We start from the raw sequence: 18333 nt of genomic DNA on the forward strand, positions 1-18333 counted from the left end.
TTCAAACCCAACCTCTAAACATTCACCAATTTTAAAGATTGTCGAATGTCACAAACCGTGGTATGTTGAGTTTACAATTTCATGCATGCAAACGGGAGCTCGGCAAACCGGGCTGAGAGGGTGTTTGTGGACACCGACCGTCAACCTGATCTGGATAATGCCAGCGTAGGAATTCAATTGCACTTATACCTTTAGGTTGTGCAGACCGCCGCAAACACTATCCGGCGGTCTTTTTTCATATTCAAAATTTTATATCCAAGGAGAGTGTTTATGATGACAGAAAAAATTGATTATTTTCCTTGTAGTAAAAAAGTGTATATCCAAGGAACGCGGTCAGATTTGCAAGTACCTATGAGAGAAATTCAGTTATCTCCTTCTACGGGACGTTTTGGAAATCAAGAAAACTCGCCAATTCGAGTTTATGATACCAGTGGACCCTATACCGATATTCATAGTGATACCGATATTCGAACTGGCTTAGCTCCTATTCGTCGTCCATGGATTTTAGAAAGAGGTGATGTTGAGGAATATCAAGGGCGCCAAGTTCTCCCTATTGATAATGGTATAAAAGCATCTTCGGGCTCTTCTCAGCAAGAGATATTTCCTGGATTGCTTCGTAAACCTCTTCGAGCCAAAAAGGGTCACAATGTAACCCAGTTGCATTATGCCAGAAAAGGAATATTGACGCCCGAGATGGAGTTTATCGCAATTCGTGAAGGAAGAGATCCCGAGTTTGTTCGTCAGGAAGTTGCTTCCGGACGCGCTATTATTCCTTCCAATATCAATCACCCCGAGAGTGAACCAATGATTATTGGTCGCAACTTTTACACAAAAATCAATGCAAATATTGGGAATTCTGCTGTAGCCTCTTCAATTGAGGCAGAAGTAGATAAGATGAAATGGGCTACACTTTGGGGTGCTGATACAGTCATGGATTTATCGACAGGAAAAAATATCCATACTACTCGCGAGTGGATTATTCGTAATTCTCCTGTACCTATAGGGACAGTACCAATATACCAAGCTCTCGAAAAAGTGGGAGGAGAAGCGGAAGCATTAACGTGGGAAATTTATCGAGATACGTTAATAGAGCAAGCCGAACAGGGTGTGGACTATTTTACTATCCATGCCGGAGTATTGCTGCGATATATACCACTGACCGCCAAACGTGTTACAGGGATAGTTTCTCGAGGCGGTTCGATTATGGCTGCCTGGTGTTTGGCGCATCATCAAGAAAACTTTCTATATACGCATTTTGAAGAGATTTGCGAAATTATGAAGACGTATGACGTATCATTTTCGCTTGGAGATGGTTTGCGTCCAGGCTCTATTGCTGATGCGAATGATGAAGCTCAGTTTGCCGAGCTTGAAACACTTGGTGAATTGACAAAAATAGCTTGGCAACACGATGTCCAGGTTATGATTGAGGGACCAGGACACGTCCCTATGCACAAAATTAAGGAAAATGTTGATCGGCAAATGGAAGTTTGTCATGAAGCACCTTTTTATACACTCGGTCCACTAACCACGGATATCGCGCCTGGATATGACCATATTACATCGGCGATTGGAGCAGCCATGATTGGTTGGTTTGGAACTGCTATGCTGTGTTATGTAACTCCCAAAGAACACTTGGGATTGCCTAATAAAGATGATGTAAAGGAAGGTGTCATTGCTTATAAAATTGCTGCACATGCGGCAGACTTGGCAAAAGGTCATCCGCATGCTCAACAGCGGGATGATGCATTATCGAAAGCGCGTTTTGAATTTCGTTGGCGTGATCAATTCCATCTTTCGTTGGATCCACAGCGTGCAATCGCATATCACGATGAAACATTGCCTGCTGAACCCGCTAAAACTGCCCATTTTTGTTCGATGTGCGGACCGAAATTTTGCAGCATGAGAATTACGCAAGACATACGAGAATATGCGCAAGCTAAAGGATTAAGTGTAGAATCTGCCATAAGTGCGGGTATGGATGAAAAGGCAAAAGAATTTCGTGAATCAGGAAGTCAAATTTATCAGGCCTAAATTGATGTTTTGCAATGAACTTTTTCTTTATTGTTCATGTCTGTAAGGTTGTCAAGGATGACACAGGGTCTCTGGAGAAATAGTCGATGTGTTGCGAATGGAGGTGGTGTCTATTTGGATTTTGAAGATATTCACCTCATTCGCAAAGCACGTCGGGGAGACTATGAAGCGTTCAGTTGTATTGTGAAAAATTATCAGAATTACGTTTATAGTACAATTTATGGGATTTTGCAAAACCGGGTAGATGCGGAGGATGTAACCCAGGAAACGTTTATCAAAGCTTTTCAATCTCTAAAGAAATTGCAAGACGAACGAGCCTTCTCTACTTGGTTAATTCGTATTGCAATTCGTACAGCAATTGACTGTTTGAAGGCCAAACAAAAATGGCCCAGTGTTGAATTGGATTCTGAGAAAATTTCCACGCCACACGATCCCCATCCAGCAATAGATACTCGTATGGATATAGAACGGGCTTTGCGTGAATTATCGGAAGAGCATCGAATCGTAACTATTTTACGTGCTGTACATGAACTTGAATATGATGAGATTTCTGTTTTGCTGGATATACCCATTGGAACGGTTCGTTCGCGCGTGCATTATGCACGCTCACGTCTGCGTGAAATCTTAAAAGAAGAGAGGGGAACTTTGTAATGAAATATTCCTCAGAAGACGAAAAACTTACGGACGATGTGGATGTGGATGTGGATGTTCAGGAGTATCTCCTTTCCCTGGTTGCTCCTGTTCATCTGCATGAGCAAGTGATGCAAAAAATTTGGGATATTCGACGTCAAAAGCAGATTCAACGATTGGCTATAATCTACATACTGATCATTTCCGTGGGATCAGTTTGTTGTCTAGCCTTGTTGTTGTCACCTTTCGGACTGATATGTAGGGCCTTGTTAACGCTTGTATATGATATTTTTCACGGGTTAAGCCATTTGCCTATACCATTGAGTTATGGTTGGCTGGGTGTGTTTGCGTTCTTGTGTGCCGTCTGTTTATTGGGGTCAGTTTATGGTTTGAAAAAGTTGTTACGAGGCCTACAAAGCGAGGTTCTACTATGAAGAAACGTTGGTGGATGGGGTTGGCCATTGGCGCTGTGGCAGTCCTTGTCTGTCTGGTACCCTTTTTCCATTTGCGAAATGTTTACGCTGTGCGCAGCGCATATACCATCTTCCGTCAACAAAATACAAGCATTGCGCGCGGTCAAGTTGTAGATGATGCGCTTATTCTTGGACACAACGTCAATTTGTCAGGCCATGTCTATGAGATTTTGGCAGTCATTAATGGTAATGTGCACGTGACATCGAGTGGAAGCGCAGATATCTTGGTGGATTTAGGCGGTCAAATTTTTCTCGATCACGGTGCGCATGTTCACCAGTTATATCATCTTTCACTGTCCACTCCGTTTTGGAACGGGGTACTTTTGGGCGGGATGTTTGCTTTGCTTTTGTGGATGGGTATGCTTGTGCTTAGTATGGGTTTGCTGCTTATAACGACAATAGTTGCATGGGTATTTCAAGAATACACAGTGGTACCGTTTAATATTTTAAAATCTTCGGCTCGCACGGCGGGAATTGCTGGTTTGCTGATGACCGTAATCTGTCTGGCTGTCAGTGGGCTTTTGGCCGTAACACTAATAGCCATTCCTCTTGCTGCAGTTGCTGTTGTGTTGTTCGTAATTGCTGGGATTTTGGGTTTATCTGTTGTTGCTCTTTGGATAGGAGATTTATTTTGGCGAGAATCCAATCAGAAACGTCCAGAATGGGTAAGAGCAATGATGGGCTCTGGTCTGATGTTGGCTTTCTGCAATCTTCCTTGGATTGGTCTGCTTTTCTTTTGTATCTTTTGGCTGATTGGAATAGGGACGATAGCGCTATGGTTAGGAGAAGTTTGGAGGAAGCGAGGAAAACGCGGAAAAGCGATGGCATCCTAAAGGGAGTATTTAGGAATCCATTGCTTTTTCACGCATTTTTTAATGGTTATCTCATTTTAAGTTATAGAGTAGAAGAATGCTTTTCTTCTTTTGTTACTGCAGTAGTTTTGGGACCAAATCGAAAAATCTTGGCAATGAAAGATGAAAGCGGAAAAATCCATCGCGAAAACTTCCACATCACTTTCCCCGAAAAAATACCGATGATCATACCGCCAATGACATCTGTTGGGTAGTGTACACCAACAAAGACACGGGCAACCATAACAATAATCGCGATAACGGTAAAGGTTCGACTAATCCATCGACTATTATGTCCCCAAGAGCCGGCTGCAAAACCAAAGCTCCCAGATGCATGATCGCTCGGAAAAGAAGCGTCATTGCTATGAGGAATAAGCTGGTTAAACGAACCTTTTGGAAAGACAGTAAAAGGTCGTGGCCGAAACCAGATGTGTGAAATTATCAGATTGATGATCAATGCCAATATGCCTGCCAATCCTGCCATAATCAGAGCGTGTCGACGTTGGATATCTGGTTTGGGAAGAGTAAACCAAGCAATAAGAAAGAGCAACGCATAAATCTCTGGAGCATCCTTGGCAAAAAAAATCATGACTTGGTCGAGTAAAACGCTATGTCCAGCTAGACCGTTGATGAGATGATAGAGAACAGTATCAAATGGATTGAGTAAAGCCGCGTGAAACATGAATTCACTCCTCTTTCTATAAATAGTCACAGTATTACAGACGGTCAGGACTTGCAAGAAGTTCATTTGGCTATAAATTTTTTTCTCAGCATTTATTTGTTTGAGAAACAGGGGGGTATTTTTCATCCAACATCTTCTTCATCAGTACGGTTACGAGGGATTATTTATCATTTTACTTGCGGAAATGATTGGTTTTCCGTTTCCTGCAGAAACGACGCTGACTCTAGCTGGAGTGGAATGGTCGCAGGGTATGTTTTCTTTTCTTCCGCTATTGCTTGTATCTGCCTTTGGTAATATTGCTGGTTCGACCATCGCTTATGGGATAGGTTATTTTTTGGGTCGTCCCGTCATCTTGCGATTTGGACGCTGGGTGGGTGTTACAGAAGCGCGTCTAAAGAAGGCTGAAAACAAGTTTGCACAGTATCAAATCAGTATTCTGCTGTGGGGAAAGTTTGTGAGTGTGATTCGTGTATTGGTGCCTTACATTGCTGGTCTTGAACGTATGCCTATGATAAGATTTTCCCTTTTAAATTCCATTAGTGCTTTTCTCTGGGCTGCTGTTTTTCTTTTGGAAGGACGCTTTTTAGGGGTTTTGTGGACTGATGAACGTCATAGAGAGTGGTATGTTGTTTTGGGCATAGGCATAGTGATGATGCTCGTTGTATGGTGGAGATGGCGAACGGCAAAACGGCGTCATGGACAGAAAAATGGATAAGGGAGGAGGTTATCTTGCGCGGACGCTTTGCACCAAGTCCAACAGGGTTACTGCATATAGGCAATGCTTTGACCGCGGTACTTGCTTGGATGCATGTTAGGTCACAGGGTGGGGAATTTTTGCTGCGAATTGAAGATATTGACCAGCAACGGTGTAAATCGATATTTGTCGATCAACTTGTAGAAGATTTGCAATGGCTTGGTCTTGATTGGGATGAGGGTCCAGATATCGGAGGTCCCTATATGCCTTATCGGCAACGCGATCGTCAAACGATATACGATGCAGCGTTTACTAAGCTTTTAGAACAAGCTTTGCTCTATCCATGTTATTGCAGTCGTTCTGAACTGGCGGATGTGCTTATTGCGCCCCATGGATGGTTTGCTGATGAGCCGCGATATCCAGGAATTTGCCGTCATTTAAAGCCTCATGAACGAGTGGAAAAAGCCCGCCATAAAGCACCTGCTTATCGTTTTCGCGTGCCTGAGCAGAACATTGGTTTTGCGGACGAAGTGTATGGAGAAGTGAACATTCGTCCATCGGAAGGCGGCGATTTTATTGTCCGTCGTTCAGATAGTTTGATGGCTTACCAACTAGCAGTCGTAGTGGATGATGCAGCTATGGGCATAACCCATGTGTTGCGGGGGGCTGATTTGCTGGCTTCGACATCTCGCCAACTGTTGTTATACCGCGCACTCGGATATGACTCGCCCACATTTGCACATACTCCACTTTTGCTTGATGAATATGGTCGTCGTATAGCCAAACGTAATTCAACAGCCACATTGTTGGGCATGCGACAGGCAGGAGTTCATCCGGAGGAGATTATAGGGGTGATAGGTTGGCTATTAGGGCTAACGGATACGGCCGATCCGCTTTCATTAACTGAACTGTTATCTTGTTTTTCTATATCCCGTATACCGCAGTCTCCACTTCGATTGTCTGTGGAGTGTCAGAAACGGCTGCGTATCAATGTGACCTATTAGGTTTCTTTCTTTTATCTATGAATCGAAAAAAATCTAAAGGAGATAAAGTTTGAAAAATGAATACATTTATAGAAGTATGAATTCTTTTTCTGTTGAGGAGGCTTTTGATGAGCGTTCGACGTCAAGATATACGTGAAGAAGAAGTTTGGAATCTGCAAGATATTTTCAAAAATGAAGATGAGTTTCAACAAGCAGTGGAACTCATCGATCACACGATAGAGCAAATGAGAGAAAATACAGAAAAAATGGAGTGGAATGAGTCCCGGTTGATGCAGTATTTGCATGCTCGCGATGCTTTGCTAGAGCAGTGTAACAGAGTAATGGGTTACGCGATGCTGCGATTTAGTGAAGATGGAACGGATCCTATTCATCAAGCTTTATTTGCCCGAGCTCGAAATGTTCGAATGAAGGTAGAAGAACAATTGACGCGTGAACGGGATGGATTATTAAAGCTTTCTCAAGAAACATTGCATCGATTTGCGGAATCAGAAGAGTGTAAATCGTATCAGTTATTTTTAAGAGAATTGGCAGAAAGCAAGGCGCACGTTTTGCATCCGGAAGTTGAACATACATTGGCGGTGCTGGGGGATGTACTGTCTTCACCTTCTACCTTATACAGAACGACGACTGGTGCTGACATGAGATTTGCTCTTGTAGCAGATGAACAAGGACAGGAATTTGCTGTGACACCCTTTAGTGTATTAATCCGTGCCGAATCATCTACAGACAAGGAGTTTCGGCAGCGCGCTTACAAATCTTTGGTAGCGGGTCTAAAACCTTATCACCATACATTAGCTATGTCATTGGTAACGGAAATTCAAAAAAATGTGACTCTAGCAAAATTGAGAGGCTATTCGTCAACGGCTGATATGCTATTACATCAATCTACAACTTTTGGCGACTGGGCTGATCAAGTACCCGTTTCTTTTTTTGAACGAGTTTTAAACGTGTTTATGAAGGAGCTGGCTCCACAAATGCGCAGATATGCGCGTCTGCGCAGTCGTGTTTGGGGAATGGAGCGATTGCATTTTTGGGATGTCAAGGCTCCTTTGGTTGCGCATTCTGAACATGTTCCGTTTTCAACAGTGACGAAGAGTATACCAGAAGCGGTTTCTCCACTCGGTAAAGATTATCAGAAGTTGATAGAGAGAGCTTTTTATGAACGCTGGATTTATCGCGGCGATAATATAGGCGCATTACAAGGCGCATATTGTTATCCCATTGCCGGTGTGCATCCGTATGTTTTTGCTCCATATCACCATACCTTGTATGACATGTTTATCGTAGCGCATGAACTGGGACATGCTGGACACGCTGTCTTGGCTGCTGAGCATCAGGTTCAACAAAATCGTTCCTCAAGCCGTCTGTTTGTTGAAGCTCCTTCCACTTTTCATGAGCATCTTTTGGCGCATTATTTACGAAGTTCTCATGGCGAACAAGCAGTAGCTGAAATTCACAGTATGCAACTACTTACTTTTCACCACAATTTTGTTACTCATTTGATTGAAGCTGAGTTATTGCGCAGGTTATATCGTTTAGCTGATGAGGGGCAACCGTTAACTGCGGGAGTACTGGATACTGTTCAACTGGACATTCTAAAAGATTTTTGGGGTGACAGTGTTCATTTGGATGAGGGCGCGGAGATGACATGGATGAGACAGGCTCATTACTACAGTGGTCTCTACCCCTATACGTATGCGGTTGGCTTGACAGCATCTACGGTACTGGCTGCTCGGTTGGAACGCGGTGAGAATGTGATGACGAATTGGTTGGAAATCTTAAAATTAGGTGGAAGCGTGCACGCCTTAGACGCGTTTCAAAGAATGGATATCGATATGAATACTGAACAGCCGTTTCAAGAGGCTATCTCTTATGTGGGAAAACGAATTGACGATTTAGAAAACCTATATCCATAAGTTACTTATATTCGTTTGCCAAGGTCAATAGATGGTTTTTCAAGAAAAGGATGGTTAGCGATGGAGAAGCAAGACGGGTGTTATTTACCAAAAACACTTCAACAAACTGCTTTTAAACTTGATCAGGCGGATTTGTTGTCGGAGTTTCGTCAACAGTTTTATCTTCCCGAAGAAAGCATTTATTTAGATGGCAATTCTCTTGGATTGTTATCTAAACCAGCAGAACGGGCGGTACTTTCGATGCTGGATAGTTGGAGACAATATGCTATTGACGGTTGGAGCCAGGGGAGGCACCCTTGGTTTCAATTGTCTGAGGAATTGAGCAGAGAATTGGCAAATTGGGTAGGTGCAGACAAGGAGAATGTTATTGCAACCGGATCGACCACGGTCAATTTACATCAGTTGCTCGCCACTTTTTATCAACCCACCAGCCAACGGTATAAAATTGTAGCGACTTCACTAGATTTTCCTTCCGATATCTACGCCATTCAGAGTCATTTGCGGCTTCATGGGCTAGAGGCTAAAGATGCTCTTGTCCTTGTTCAGAGTCACGATGGTCTGACCGTACGGGAAGAAGATATTACGCTAGCCATGACAGATGATGTTTCGCTGGTGCTCCTCCCTTCGGTATTCTATCGGAGCGGTCAATACCTTTCTATGCCACAATTAGCGCAAGCAGCACGACAACGTGGTATTCTGATTGGCTTTGATTTATGTCATTCGATTGGCATTATGCCGCACGAATTACAGTCATGGGACGTTGATTTTGCGTTCTGGTGCCACTATAAATATCTCAATGCTGGTCCAGGTAGTGTGGCAGGTCTATATGTTCATCCTCGACATCATCATAGGTTGCCGGGATTGGCTGGATGGTTTGGATCGGACAAAGAAGTACAGTTTGATATGTTACATGATTTCACGCCAGCTGAAGGAGCAGGAAGATTTCAGATTGGAACGCCGCATGTGCTTAGCTTGGCCCCACTTTTGGGTTCGTTGGAAATCTTTCAGCAAGCTGGAATCCAAGCCATTCGATCTAAGTCACTTCAACTCACGGAATTTCTCATCGATTTGGCAGAAACCTATCTTTCACCTTATGGGTTTCAAATTGGCAATCCTCGCGAACCGGAACGCCGAGGCGGACATGTGTGTTTGATTCATCCTGAGGCCATTCGAATATGTAAAGCAATGAAGCAAGTGGGAGTCATTCCTGATTATCGCGCACCAGACGTTGTTCGGTTAGCACCTGTCCCACTCTATACCTCATTTACTGATGTTCTAGAAGCGGTCGAACGAATCATACAAGTTATGGAAAACAAAAGTTATGAAGCGTTTGAAAAACAACGTGAGGTGATTGCCTAAGTGTGAATGGATTGCATTGTTTGATTTGAAATATTTGGTTCTGGTGCAAAGATTGCGAGCAGCGTAGATTGGCCCGTTTGCGATCCATTGATTAGGCGGATGTTTCAAACAGGTAATCGATGAGCGGGACAATGGAACAAGCAGGCGTGCGCTGCATATCAACCTGCTTCTTTTGTAGCATATGCATAGCCTCTATCCCAGTAAGTGTCTTTTCGGCAGTCACGAATGGCTGGAACCGAAGCATGGGTTTCGTCATCCTTATGAATGCGTTCATACATGCCGGCCTCATCTTAACGATGGATACGGCGATCGTAGCACTCAAGTGGTTTTTGCACCAGAACCAGCTTATTTGTGGCTATGCAATTCAATGATTTCAACAATCTGCTCAAACGTGTAGTGATGGTTCACCACATCGACCACGAAGTCTTCAGCTACGTTTTGGTCCATTACGAAGGTGTACCCGTTGTACCCTAGAAACTGAAGCAGAGATAGAAAAACCGTGCGTTTATTGGCACTATGGAACGCATGATTTTGCGCTAGCGATTCAAAAAGTGCAGCTCCCTTTGCAAAAATCGTTGGGTAAGCATCCTCACCGAACACCGATTGTTTAGGCCGATTTACCGCCGAATTGAGTAAATCTGGAGACTTCACTCCGGTCTGTTCACCTGACGAAAACTCCTGTATTACCCAAAGATTTATCGCAATCACTTCTTCTTCGGTCAGAAATTGGGTCATCTGTCTTTCAAACCTTCGATGGTCTTACGATATTGATCCACATTAGCTTGCAAGACCTCAAAAAATCTCGGATCAAGTCCTTGTGGAACTTTGGGAGATTTCCGAAGCACGATTTCACCTTCATTCTCGTTTACGATGATTTCAAGATCATCACCAAGGTCTACATTAATTCTCTTCAACAGTTCTTTATTAAAGGTCACACCTAAACTGTTCCCGATTTTCGTGACTTTCCGGTGTACAGGTTCCATCGGTACTGCCCCCATTGGCAAAGGTTTCTCCTCCTATCTTTACGTTACTCAGGAAACGTTATACATGTTATAACGATTATAACGCTCAAACAAAAAAAGTACACAGAACCACTTAAACATCGGGATCATGATGTGTGATTTTGAGGTTGAAAAAAGCTAGCCCATTCCAAGCTTGTCATTCGCACTTTCTTCCTCGTTTATGTATCTATGTGCTTCTTCAAACACCTATCCCAGTAAGTGTCTTTTCGGCAGTCACGAATGATTGGAACCGAAGCATGGGTTTCGTCATCCTTATGAATGCGTTCATACATGCCGGCCTCATCTTAACGATGGATACGGCGATGATATATTTATAAATCCGGAAATACAGATATAATGTTTGGGAGTGATTCTTTAGCGTATTGGAGTGAAATCTATGGACGCACAGTATAATTCGCTCGGTCTTATGCCGAATTTGCGTCAATTTCTCTGGTTGGTTATGATGACGATTTTGGTTGGTATGACAGTAGGGTTAGAGCGGACCATTATTCCCCTCTTAGGTAAAAATGTTTATCACATTACTTCAATCACCGTTATTTTTGCATTTATCATTGCTTTTGGCGTAACCAAAGCAGCACTCAATCTGGTAGCAGGTCAACTTTCTGACAGATTCGGTCGGAGACCTGTTCTGATAAGTGGATGGGTATTTGCGATTCCAATGATTTTGCTTCTTTTATTTGTTCACACTTGGACGTCTGTCATTATTGCAAATATTTTTCTCGGAGCCAATCAGGCTTTTGCGTGGACCATGACAGTGACGCAGCAGCTCGATCTCGCTGGACCTAAGCAGCGGGGACTGGCCATGGGTATTAATGAAGCGACAGGATATATTGGTGTAGCGATTTCGACAACTTTAACCGGAATGATTGCAGCGCATGATGGACTTGTACAAGCACCTTTTGTATATGGTGCAATAGTTTTGCTGGCGGGTCTTGGTATCAGTATAGGGATTATCCGAGAAACTCGTGGTCACGTCATTCAAGAAGCGAGTATTTCATCATCTCTGAATTTGCAACAACAACAGAAAAGTGTTGAAAAATCTGGCGTTTGGCATATTCTCTGGACAACCACTATCGCCAATCCAACATTATCTGCATGTAGTCAAGCTGGAATGGTGAACAAGCTAGTAGATACACTGGTTTGGGCCATGTTACCGCTATATTTAGCACAATTACATGTATCCATTATGGATATCGGACTGATTGGAGGAACTTACACGGTTGTGTGGGGATTTGCTCAGTTTGGGACAGGAATTTTATCTGATTATATAGGAAGAAAACCGCCCATTGTGATAGGTATGGCGTTCTTGGGACTTGGTATTTTGATTTTTGGATGGGTGGATGGTCTGATAGAGTGGCTTATAACAGCGGCTAGCATGGGGCTTGGTATGGCGCTACTTTATCCCAATTTAAATTCAGCAGTAGCAGACGTTGCTCCACCTGCAATTCGTGGTGGTGTACTCGGTGTCTATCGCTTGTGGCGTGATGGCGGATATGCGATTGGTGGACTTCTGCTCAGTATGACCATTCATTCCATGGGTATGCAGTCTAGCTTGTTTGTGATTGGGTTGATAGTCTTGGCCTCCATGATGATTGTCCTATTGCGAATGAAGGAGACGCATCCCCATCGTTTTATGAAAAAGAACGGTTTTGAATAAATGTGTATTTCATTGAGGGAAGTGATTTTATAGATGTTCCATGTTAACGAGACCTATGAATGGTTGGACAGTCAAGGGAAGATTGACGTGGTTTGTAAAGCATTGGCAGATCCAATTCGTCGATCTCTTTTGAAAATACTAGGCGAAAAACAATATTTTTGTCACCTGGATGGTGAAACGGTCAATGGTGTTTGTGTACAAGATTTGAGTAAGTTGTTGAAGTTACCCCAATCAACGGTATCGCGGCATTTGTCTATTTTAAGGCAGGCCGGTTTGGTTGGCCATGAACAAAAAGGAACGTGGCACTACTATTATTGTCGAGTGGACACATTAAAAAAATTAGAACGCTGGATTCAGTCTATGATTCCAAAAGAATTGGACAAAGAGGATGAAAAGGCCAACTTTTGAACGCTAGTTGTTGATGAATTGGTACGATAGAAACATACGTCGGGATTTTTGAAACATTGGCACGATATACGATGTTCTCAACAAGTGAGATTCATTGGAGAGGTGTGTGTCAATGTTAGGCAAGAACTTCATCACTGTAGAAGAGATGAGTCGAGATAAGTTAGAGAGTATGATTTCAGGGGAAGTGCTGTTTCCAGAACATGTTCAGTACAATGAACGTCGTAAAGTATGGAACGGATTATTTGATAAACGGCCTGCGGTTATTGTGAATTGTCAAAATGAAAAAGATGTTATGACAACGGTGCGTTTTGCACGTTCTCAAAAACTTGCTGTGGCTGTGCGTGGGGGAACCCACCATATTGCGGGTTATGGCACTTGTGAAGGTGGTGTGTTGATTGATACTTCAGCAATGCGTGAAGTAAAAGTAGACTTAGCAAGTCAGACCGTTAAGGTTCAGAGTGGCGCGCAGGCTGGCGACGTGATTCGGGAAACACAGAAATACGGTCTTGCTGTTCCAACTGGCGATGTTTCGAAAGTTGGCATTGCAGGTTTGACACTTGGCGGTGGTATGGGTTATCTGCGGCGTAAGTATGGTTTAACCTGTGATCATCTTTTAGAAGCGGAGATAGTGTTAGCGGATGGTCATCTGATTCGTGTCAATGAAGTTGAAAACTCGGAATTGTTTTTTGCCATTCGTGGGGGTGGTGGAAACTTTGGTATAGCGACTTCGTTTACATTTCAAGCACGTCCAATAGGACCTATGGTTTACGGTATTCATCTGATGTATTCCATAGTAGATTTAACAAAAATATTACAAGTCTGTCGCAATTATTTGCGAGAGGGCCATCATGATGTCAGTTTTAATATTGCTATTCACACTATTCCTCCACTTCCCCACGTCCCAGATTTTTTGATAGGAAAGAAAATCGTCAGTTTAAGTGGAATGCATGCAAGTGAGGACATGGAATATGCTGCACGTGAAATTGCTCCGCTGCGTTCAATTGCAGAACCACTGCTCGATTTGTGTGGGCCGGTTAATTACACACATCTTCACACCCAATTGGATGAACGCATTCCTGTAGGAATTCCTGCGTATGGTAAATCTATTTATTTGAGATCAATAGACGATATCTCCATTTCAACCATCACAAACGCACTCGATAAAGCAGGACCAACATCCATGGGTATGGTATGGATTCTGGGAGGACGTATGGCAGAAATCCCAGCCCATGAAACTGCCTTTGGCCAACGTGATGCCGAAGCGCTTGTCATAATGGAATCGCTTGCTGTGCCAGGCATAAGCACAATGGAAGAGGGGAAAGGATGGGTGGACGAATTTCATCAAAAATTATCTTGTCAGCAACCGTCTTTAGCAACCTATCTCAATATGGCAGGTCTTGAACATGATCCTCAAAAAGTTGTGCGAGCGTCTTATGGCCATAACTACGAGAGACTTTCTGCTGTAAAACGTCAATATGACCCAGAAAATATCTTTTGTTTCAATCCTAATATTTTGCCAGATTAAGCGGATAACTGTGTCTTGCAAACTAGTTTCTTATCCATAGTCTGTCTTACAATATGGTTGGCAGGCTATGGATGTGTGCGGGGGTAAAGGTCAATGGGTGAAAAGTTGATAGGACGAGAAGTAGAGAAAGAATGGTTTTTGCATTGGCTTTCTAGTCAGAATCGACGGACGACAGTCCTATTTGTATCCGGAATACCAGGAGTAGGGAAAACATTTTTGATGCGTTATTTTGAAGAAGTATCAAGTGAAAATGCTGCACAAACTGAGTGGATAGATTGTGCTTTGTTAGACAGCGAACGTGTCATGCATTGTCTTCAAGAGATATCTAAGTCCAGAATTGTATCCCAATCTATGGATTCTCCAGCAGATGTCCATTCCAATAGTTTACAAGAACCTTTCATCCTCTTTGTAGATCATTTGGATACCCAATCTGAAACGGAAAATTATATATCGAATCAATGGATTCGCTGTATGCCAAAACACAATCTTCTCCTTGTTTTAATCAAACGATCCAGAAGTTCCATCCATCAATATTGTCATACTTGGTTGTTGACTGCATGGCATGACATGTATCTGGAACCTTTTACTCGTCAAGAGGCTACACAATTTTTACGTTCTTTTTCACCTCATTTAGATTCGCTGGTTATTCATCAGATGATTGGGCTAAGTGCAGGTCATCCCATGATTCTGACAGATTTTGTTTATCAGGATGCGAATCCAATACATAGATTTACTAATGAAGGATTTCCTAATCTTTTCGCAATATTGACAGATTCCATTGACGATACGGATACAATGGATGTTTTGTGTTCTCTAGCGTTTATGCTGGAAGGGAACCAAGAAGATATGTGTGACTTTCTTAGGAAAGAAGTCAGTTGGTTGACCTACCGTCGTGTCTCCAACCTTTCCTATATTCAGCATCAATTGGGTGATCTCGTTATTCATCCAGTAGTAGCTTATCTATTAAGATTGGATTTTCATCATAGAATGCCGCGACGGGCACAAGAATGGAGTAAAAAAGCAGTTTTACTGTTCTTGGAGAGAATCGAACAGGAATCAACGTCAGAACGAAAAAGATACTGGTTCTCTCAATTGTGTTTATTGCTCAGTGAGGCTCAAACTCATCAACAATTGCTTTTTCCCCAGACCAACTCTTTATTTTATCAAGATGATTTCTATCAAATTATTGTTCCATCAGGTAAAGAGAAAAGGCAGCAGTTAATGGACTGGTTAGAAAAAATACCGCATTCTCTGGATGCATCAGGCGGACAGGAAGAGATGGTCGATTGGTTTGAACAAATGGCCGAGCAAAATACTCAAGGTATCCGTGTTCTGGAAGATAGAGAAGGACAAATTGCAGCTATGCAAATGGTTGTGTCTCATTATGAACATCTTCCGAAACGAATCAGAGCGCAGATGGCTAAACTTTCCCATTTGGAAAAAGAGCTAGGCATGGCACTTGATGCTGCCCCTTTGGTCTTACTGATGGTGCATTCTCCTGACGTTCTGGATAGTACGTTGGATGAGTGGCGAACAAGATTTCTCTGTTACCAGCTTGCTAGTCAAAGTTCCCATGTACAACCGTTAATTTTCTTGGGGCAAGCGTCTATACCTACGTATCTTCGTTTTCATCCATGGTTGAAAACCGTATCCGTTTCTGGCGTTCAAAAAAATTCGGGTATACCACTTTATACTTTGCAACTGAAAAAAGAAGAACTTCAACAAGCTCATGCTTTATCTGTTCATTATCCATCTGAGAATGGGGTGGAATTGCGCACAGCCCATGAGCATGAGCTTATTTTGAGTGAGGATGATGTGCGGGAAATTTTGCAGCATCTTCATCATTTGGAATATTTAGATACGTTTGTTCGCGAAAGAAAGATGAATCTCACTGTTAGTGAACTGCGAGATAAATTGGTTGGTATTCTTGTTGCCGACCAAATTCCACCTCCGCTCACTCGTGAGCAGCAACGACTTTTGCGCATCACTTATATGGATCGGCCAGGTACGGTGATTGCGATTGCTCACCGCTTGGCTATGAGCCGCACGACGTACTATCGAGTACTGGCACAAGCTCATCATCATTTTACGCTCGCGCTTCGTTCTTAAAATTTGTTGGAGAGAGATAATTGTGTTTGTTTGAGACAATGTTGGAATGTATGAAACAGTTAATTCAGGTACATTCGATATCAGAAGTAGTCTGTAATCGATAGAGAGAAACAGGAGGTGAAGATGATGTTAAATTTATCTGCTTTTGACAATGAAGAAAACATCGGTGAAGAAGATGTTGTACGTTTTATGCGCAATCGTAGCGCTGAAGACTGGTCTGCTTTACTTGCTCAGACAGAGATAGTGCAATTCAAACAAGGTGATTTGGTATTGCAACAGGGAGAAATTGATCGCGCTTTGTACATTGTATTGACAGGTGAACTGGAAGTTGTACTCTTCTCAACAGAAGGCGAAGATAGACGTTTAAGCAGATTAGCTGCTGGGTGCATTTTTGGTGAACAATCTTTTCTCGATGGAAAACCGAGATCGGCAACTGTGCGAGCTGTTACCAATGGAGAAATGCGTATGCTTCCTTGGTCGGCATTTGAACGTTTAAGTGATTCCAATCCACATCTCGCTTTGGGGATTTTGTTTGATATCGGTTGCGTGCTTTCAGAGCGTTTGCGCCGTATGAATCAATTCATAGTGTAGAAAAATTCTGGAATAGGGATAGGAGATAAAATCAAATGGCCCAATTAGAAGGTCACGTAATCCGAAAAACCCCTAGTGTTTTAAAGCCTTCCGTATTGCTCATACTGACGGCTGCTTTTGTGACATCACTATCCACTTACATGGCACAGCCGTTTTTCATTCTTTACTATCATCATGCTCTGCATTTTTCTTCTTTGGAAGCTGGTGTCCTAATTGCCATCATGCCGCTATGCGGTGCTTTGTTTGGAGTTGTTGGAGGCTATGTTTCAGATTTCATAGGTATTCGCAAGGCATATGCTTCTGCGCTTTTGCTTTCCGGATTTTGTATGGCAGGTTTCGCCTTCTTTCGTTCATTTTTTGAACTTTTTATACTTTCAGCTGTACTGGGACTGTGTATGGCTACTACTCGCAGTGGCGCGCAAGCACTCTTGAAAGGGCGTGTCTCCGAGGAACAGGCGGGTACAGCGCAGACTTATCTATACTGGCTAAATAATTTATCCATCATCGTTGGCCCGCCTGTTGCTGCTTTACTGCTTGGAGCAGGTGCGAAAGCCAACGTGTTTGTGGTGTCATCTATTTTGATGGTCGTCATGTCGCTCTGTGTCTTACTCTTACTGGATTCTCCCTTAAAAACACAAAAACCAAGCGGAAGTGAGGCTTCTGCTACAAAAAACGTCAGACCACCTTCTTTTCTTCAATCCATGAGCATGTTGCAGGCCAATCGTAGACTGCGGTGGACTTTTTTTGCCCTTTTTTTCTACATCATGCTAGAAGTACAGCTGACGTCCACCGTACCGCTTTATATGTCGGAGAAATTTACAGAAGGATCGAAATTTTATGGATTTATTAATACAGAAGTTGCAGCCATAGCACTTTTTCTCACGCCTATTCTTGCTCGTATCACAAAGAAAAAGAGTGTTTTAGGAGTCTTATCCACAGGTATTCTTGTTCTAGGTATTGGACTGGTGGTCGCCGGATTTTCCGGATCAGTCATTGGTTGGTATATAGGCATTTGTTTCTACGGACTTGGTGAGGTTACTGCGATGCCCAAAATCAATGAGGTCATGGTTGACGCAGTGGATAAAGAACAACCGGCTACATCTTTTGCTGCTTTAAATACTTCTCTGTTCTTGGGAATGTTTGCGGGATATGCAATTGGTCCATCGTTGATTGCTCAGATGAGTTCAGGTTGGCTATACACAGGAGCGTTAGCATTGGCTGTACTTTCCGTGATCTGTTTTATCAATGCTCGGCGAGCTATTGTGGTGTCGCAAAGTGTGTCGTTAGAGGTGGAGGGTCATTCAAACGTATAATTGATAGTGGATTATTTGTAAAAAAATTGATATTTGCATTGTGTTTTGCGCAGAGAAAAACGATAATG

General features: G+C 42.8%; 17 protein-coding genes and 1 riboswitch. Of the genes, 14 read left to right on the forward strand and 3 right to left on the reverse strand.

All coding sequences use genetic code 11. The features are described from left to right. Nucleotides 1-81 precede the first annotated feature (81 nt). Nucleotides 82-189: riboswitch (TPP riboswitch) on the forward strand. Nucleotides 190-273: 84 nt separating this feature from the next. From thiC to FY534_RS03190, 4 genes are all read left to right on the forward strand, one after another. Beyond that, nucleotides 274-2031 carry a phosphomethylpyrimidine synthase ThiC gene (gene thiC, locus FY534_RS03175; protein ID WP_238413640.1) on the forward strand — a complete coding sequence of 586 codons (1758 nt, stop codon included), beginning with the start codon at nucleotides 274-276 and terminating at the stop codon, nucleotides 2029-2031. A gap of 114 nt (nucleotides 2032-2145) precedes the next feature. After that, nucleotides 2146-2682 (forward strand): RNA polymerase sigma factor, encoded by a 537-nt coding sequence (locus tag FY534_RS03180; protein ID WP_072873909.1) that lies wholly within the window; start codon nucleotides 2146-2148, stop codon nucleotides 2680-2682. Next, complete coding sequence (locus FY534_RS03185) at nucleotides 2682-3095, forward strand: hypothetical protein (protein ID WP_203115187.1); 414 nt, start codon at nucleotides 2682-2684, stop codon at nucleotides 3093-3095. The genes FY534_RS03180 and FY534_RS03185 overlap by 1 nt, the downstream gene beginning before the upstream one ends. Next, the gene (locus FY534_RS03190; protein ID WP_203115188.1) at nucleotides 3092-3967 is read left to right on the forward strand and encodes a hypothetical protein; all 876 of its coding nucleotides are present in this window, start codon (nucleotides 3092-3094) and stop codon (nucleotides 3965-3967) included. The genes FY534_RS03185 and FY534_RS03190 overlap by 4 nt, the downstream gene beginning before the upstream one ends. 61 nt (nucleotides 3968-4028) lie before the next feature. Here FY534_RS03190 and FY534_RS03195 read toward each other — a convergent pair whose 3' ends face one another. After that, complete coding sequence (locus tag FY534_RS03195) at nucleotides 4029-4667, reverse strand: phosphatase PAP2 family protein (RefSeq protein ID WP_203115189.1); 639 nt, start codon at nucleotides 4665-4667, stop codon at nucleotides 4029-4031. A 100-nt stretch (nucleotides 4668-4767) separates the two neighbouring features. On the opposite strand from FY534_RS03195, the gene FY534_RS03200 reads away from it, so the two are divergent. The 4 genes from FY534_RS03200 to kynU all read left to right on the forward strand — a co-directional run bounded on the left by FY534_RS03200 (nucleotide 4768) and on the right by kynU (nucleotide 9640). Then, nucleotides 4768-5382: a DedA family protein gene (locus FY534_RS03200; RefSeq protein ID WP_203115190.1), complete on the forward strand. Its 615-nt coding sequence runs from the start codon at nucleotides 4768-4770 to the stop codon at nucleotides 5380-5382. 14 nt (nucleotides 5383-5396) lie between these two features. Then, entirely contained in the window at nucleotides 5397-6365 is a 969-nt protein-coding gene (gene gluQRS / locus FY534_RS03205) for a tRNA glutamyl-Q(34) synthetase GluQRS (RefSeq protein WP_370541545.1), read from the forward strand. A 107-nt stretch (nucleotides 6366-6472) separates the two neighbouring features. Further along, nucleotides 6473-8281 carry a M3 family metallopeptidase gene (locus tag FY534_RS03210; protein ID WP_203115192.1) on the forward strand — a complete coding sequence of 603 codons (1809 nt, stop codon included), beginning with the start codon at nucleotides 6473-6475 and terminating at the stop codon, nucleotides 8279-8281. A 60-nt stretch (nucleotides 8282-8341) separates the two neighbouring features. Next, the gene (gene kynU, locus FY534_RS03215) at nucleotides 8342-9640 is read left to right on the forward strand and encodes a kynureninase (protein WP_203115193.1); all 1299 of its coding nucleotides are present in this window, start codon (nucleotides 8342-8344) and stop codon (nucleotides 9638-9640) included. 345 nt (nucleotides 9641-9985) lie between these two features. Here kynU and FY534_RS03220 read toward each other — a convergent pair whose 3' ends face one another. Then, nucleotides 9986-10375 (reverse strand): type II toxin-antitoxin system death-on-curing family toxin, encoded by a 390-nt coding sequence (locus FY534_RS03220; RefSeq protein ID WP_203115194.1) that lies wholly within the window; start codon nucleotides 10373-10375, stop codon nucleotides 9986-9988. Then, entirely contained in the window at nucleotides 10372-10638 is a 267-nt protein-coding gene (locus FY534_RS03225) for an AbrB/MazE/SpoVT family DNA-binding domain-containing protein (RefSeq protein ID WP_083574171.1), read from the reverse strand. The genes FY534_RS03220 and FY534_RS03225 overlap by 4 nt, the downstream gene beginning before the upstream one ends. A 400-nt stretch (nucleotides 10639-11038) precedes the next feature. On the opposite strand from FY534_RS03225, the gene FY534_RS03230 reads away from it, so the two are divergent. The 6 genes from FY534_RS03230 to FY534_RS03255 all read left to right on the forward strand — a co-directional run bounded on the left by FY534_RS03230 (nucleotide 11039) and on the right by FY534_RS03255 (nucleotide 18265). Beyond that, entirely contained in the window at nucleotides 11039-12319 is a 1281-nt protein-coding gene (locus FY534_RS03230; protein WP_203115195.1) for an MFS transporter, read from the forward strand. A 33-nt stretch (nucleotides 12320-12352) separates the two neighbouring features. Further along, the gene (locus FY534_RS03235; RefSeq protein ID WP_203115196.1) at nucleotides 12353-12727 is read left to right on the forward strand and encodes an ArsR/SmtB family transcription factor; all 375 of its coding nucleotides are present in this window, start codon (nucleotides 12353-12355) and stop codon (nucleotides 12725-12727) included. 112 nt (nucleotides 12728-12839) lie between these two features. Next, on the forward strand, nucleotides 12840-14252 hold the full coding sequence (locus FY534_RS03240) for an FAD-binding oxidoreductase (protein ID WP_203115517.1): 1413 nt from the start codon (nucleotides 12840-12842) through the stop codon (nucleotides 14250-14252). Nucleotides 14253-14345: 93 nt separating this feature from the next. After that, nucleotides 14346-16361, forward strand: coding sequence for a hypothetical protein (locus FY534_RS03245; protein WP_203115197.1), 2016 nt, complete (start codon nucleotides 14346-14348; stop codon nucleotides 16359-16361). A 126-nt stretch (nucleotides 16362-16487) separates the two neighbouring features. Then, nucleotides 16488-16952 carry a Crp/Fnr family transcriptional regulator gene (locus tag FY534_RS03250; protein WP_238413641.1) on the forward strand — a complete coding sequence of 155 codons (465 nt, stop codon included), beginning with the start codon at nucleotides 16488-16490 and terminating at the stop codon, nucleotides 16950-16952. Nucleotides 16953-16987: 35 nt separating this feature from the next. Next, nucleotides 16988-18265: an MFS transporter gene (locus tag FY534_RS03255; protein ID WP_203115199.1), complete on the forward strand. Its 1278-nt coding sequence runs from the start codon at nucleotides 16988-16990 to the stop codon at nucleotides 18263-18265. The last annotated feature ends 68 nt before the right edge of the window (nucleotides 18266-18333 follow it).

The sequence above is a fragment of the Alicyclobacillus sp. TC genome (genome assembly GCF_016804365.1).
In the GTDB taxonomy this organism is placed as follows: domain Bacteria; phylum Bacillota; class Bacilli; order Alicyclobacillales; family Alicyclobacillaceae; genus Alicyclobacillus_I; species Alicyclobacillus_I tolerans.